This window comes from Vibrio mexicanus, assembly GCF_001012815.1.
In the GTDB taxonomy this organism is placed as follows: Bacteria; Pseudomonadota; Gammaproteobacteria; order Enterobacterales; family Vibrionaceae; genus Vibrio; species Vibrio mexicanus.
Window position 1 is genome coordinate 1 of the sequence record NZ_JYJP01000004.1, and the last position, 2,377, is coordinate 2,377.

5 protein-coding genes are annotated in these 2,377 nt (G+C 39.9%); 2 read left to right on the plus strand and 3 right to left on the minus strand.

What is annotated here, in order from left to right:
* Positions 1 to 95 precede the first annotated feature (95 nt).
* Complete coding sequence (locus UA76_RS01235; RefSeq protein WP_047042314.1) at positions 96 to 338, plus strand: type II toxin-antitoxin system Phd/YefM family antitoxin; 243 nt, start codon at positions 96 to 98, stop codon at positions 336 to 338.
* A 6-nt stretch (positions 339 to 344) separates the two neighbouring features.
* Positions 345 to 641: a type II toxin-antitoxin system RelE/ParE family toxin gene (locus tag UA76_RS01240; protein WP_047042316.1), complete on the plus strand. Its 297-nt coding sequence runs from the start codon at positions 345 to 347 to the stop codon at positions 639 to 641.
* 177 nt (positions 642 to 818) lie between these two features.
* On the opposite strand, the gene UA76_RS01245 is transcribed toward UA76_RS01240, so the two are convergent.
* The 3 genes from UA76_RS01245 to UA76_RS24235 form a co-directional block, all read right to left on the minus strand.
* Entirely contained in the window at positions 819 to 1,211 is a 393-nt protein-coding gene (locus UA76_RS01245; protein ID WP_202906892.1) for a GFA family protein, read from the minus strand.
* A 134-nt stretch (positions 1,212 to 1,345) separates the two neighbouring features.
* Positions 1,346 to 1,648, minus strand: coding sequence for an MGMT family protein (locus UA76_RS01250; protein ID WP_047042320.1), 303 nt, complete (start codon positions 1,646 to 1,648; stop codon positions 1,346 to 1,348).
* A 212-nt stretch (positions 1,649 to 1,860) separates the two neighbouring features.
* Positions 1,861 to 2,377: hypothetical protein (locus UA76_RS24235; RefSeq protein WP_238322127.1), on the minus strand; the 517-nt coding region annotated here is incomplete at its 5' end.

Genomic DNA, 2,377 nt, shown 5'->3' on the forward strand with positions numbered 1-2,377 from the left:
GTTTACCTTTCGCACAAATCGCACGATTTGATTATATTGAACATTTTGTGCGATGAGCTATAATCTTACTGTAATTCCAAATATGGAGATTGAGTATGCACACACTAACAGCAAATGATGCAAAGCGTAACTTTGGTGAACTGCTTCTAAGCGCCCAACGTGAGCCAGTAAAGATTAGCAAAAACAGTAAAGATGCCGTAGTGGTAATGTCTATCAAAGACTATGAAGAACTAGAGGCAATGAAAACTGATTACCTTAAACATTGTTTCGAGTCGGCTAAACAAGACTTAGCACATGGCAATGTAGTTGATGGTGAAGATTTCCTAAGCGCCTTGTAACCCACTATGCAAAAGAATAAATACAAACTAAGTAAATTGGCTCAAGCTCATTTACGAAAAATTAAAAGCTATACCGTCGACAACTTTTCTGAAATGCAGTGGAACAACTATAAAGATACATTGCTAACTGGGTTTCAAATGCTTGCCGACAATCCAGCCGTAGGCCGCAGTTGCGATGAGATTTATCCAAGCGGTTTCTATTTTCCGGTAGGAAAACACACAGCTTACTTTACAAAAGAAGACGGTTTTATTTTAGTTGTGGCCGTACTTGGTCAATCACAACTCCCACAAAACCACTTGTAGCAAAGACATCACCCAAAATAAAAACTAGGGTGATGATCTTGATTGGTAAACTAACGCCTGCTTAAGTAGCGAGCAACGCAAACAGATTAACTCAAATTGACCGCTGAAAACACTGAAGCTAAGCCAAACCAAAATCGCCGAGCGTTGGGAGTCTGTCTTAAAGCGTTTGTTAGAAAACTACCTATCGGCAGGGTGATTAACACCATCATTAGTAACTACATCACCCAAATCAAAAGGGTTAACACCGTCTAAACAGCCTACGTTGTAACCATACTCATCTGGAGCTGAACGCCTTTGGTGATGTGTATAAATACCGCAGTTTGAACAAAAATAATGCTTAGCTGTATTGGTGTTAAATTGATAGAGTTTAAGATGTTCTTTCCCTTTCAAAATACGAATACCATCAAGTTTTACTGAAGCTACAATAGCGCCTTTTCGACGACAAATAGAGCAATCACAACGCCGAGGTTTTTCAATTCCATTTGGTAAATGTAATTCTAACTCGACAGAGCCACAATGGCACCTTGCAATATGTTTACTCTTAATTTTAGTATTACCAACGTCCTTGATCATACGAACCTCCTTTATTTGAATATTTTTCTAACGCCTTGTTAACGGGCAAAAAACCAGTGTGCCATACTTTGAAGCGAAGCGGAAAATGGCATGCGTTTTTTGTCCCTGTTAAACAACTTGTTATATGAATTCTAACTGAATGTGACTATGTTGACTTTGGATAGATCTATGCGATTTTCTATGATCGTGAAACCCTCAGCTTCTAGTTGATACGATTGACCATGGACATTAGCTACTCGGCCATCGGTATAAATTACACGGTTAGTGAATCGTGAATTTGAATAGTCAGCATTAACTGCAGCTTCAAGCATCGCACGAATGGATTGACCACCCATTCTGTGCCCAAGAAGGTAGTCTGATAATTCACCGTAAGTAGTAATCGCCCCAGCAGGTACTTTAGATTTTAGTTGATTAAGCAGTTGTTCCCATTTCATTTCGGATACTTGTTAAATTAACTGAATTAGAGAGCACTATACCATATCGTCATTGATGTTGATGGGCTGCAATTCATATAACGCCTTGCTAACGGGCGATAACGCTATACCACCCAGCCTAAAATTTGTGCCCTAAACGCTATAGCTGATTGGTATGAAAGTGGCCATGCGTTAGGAGTCCCTGTTAAGCGACTTGTTATATCAGTTCGCTTTCACAGCCTATTAGTGAATTCTGCGAAACATACAAAGCAGATTGTCGTTACTAGAACAAAGCCAATTAATGCCACTATAGAAAAATGTGCAATGAGGAAGCAAAAAGCTAACAACAAGCATATAAATGCGCCAATAGTGACTCTGCCAACCCAATCTGCATTTAGTGCTTTATCAGCCACTTCGGTAGATAGATTTGCCTCAATCATGTATATGTGGGCTATAGAGAAAGTGGTGAAAACGGGCAAGCACATAGCAAATAGTATTGTGGCTATTTGCAAGGAAATAGAATCGCTTAACGCCTGACCAGCACTGAACAATGCTAGAAAGTAGGCGGCGCATAAACCACTTAGAGCTGAATATAGCCACTTGATTTGGTTGTATTTTGTACTTTTGCTAGTCGTGTCCATAATCCAAATATTTTCTCTGATGATATAACGCCCGCTTAAGGGTGAGTGAACGTGTGCCATGTTTGAGCGAAGCGAGTTCGGCACACGTTTACGAATCCCACTTAAAGCG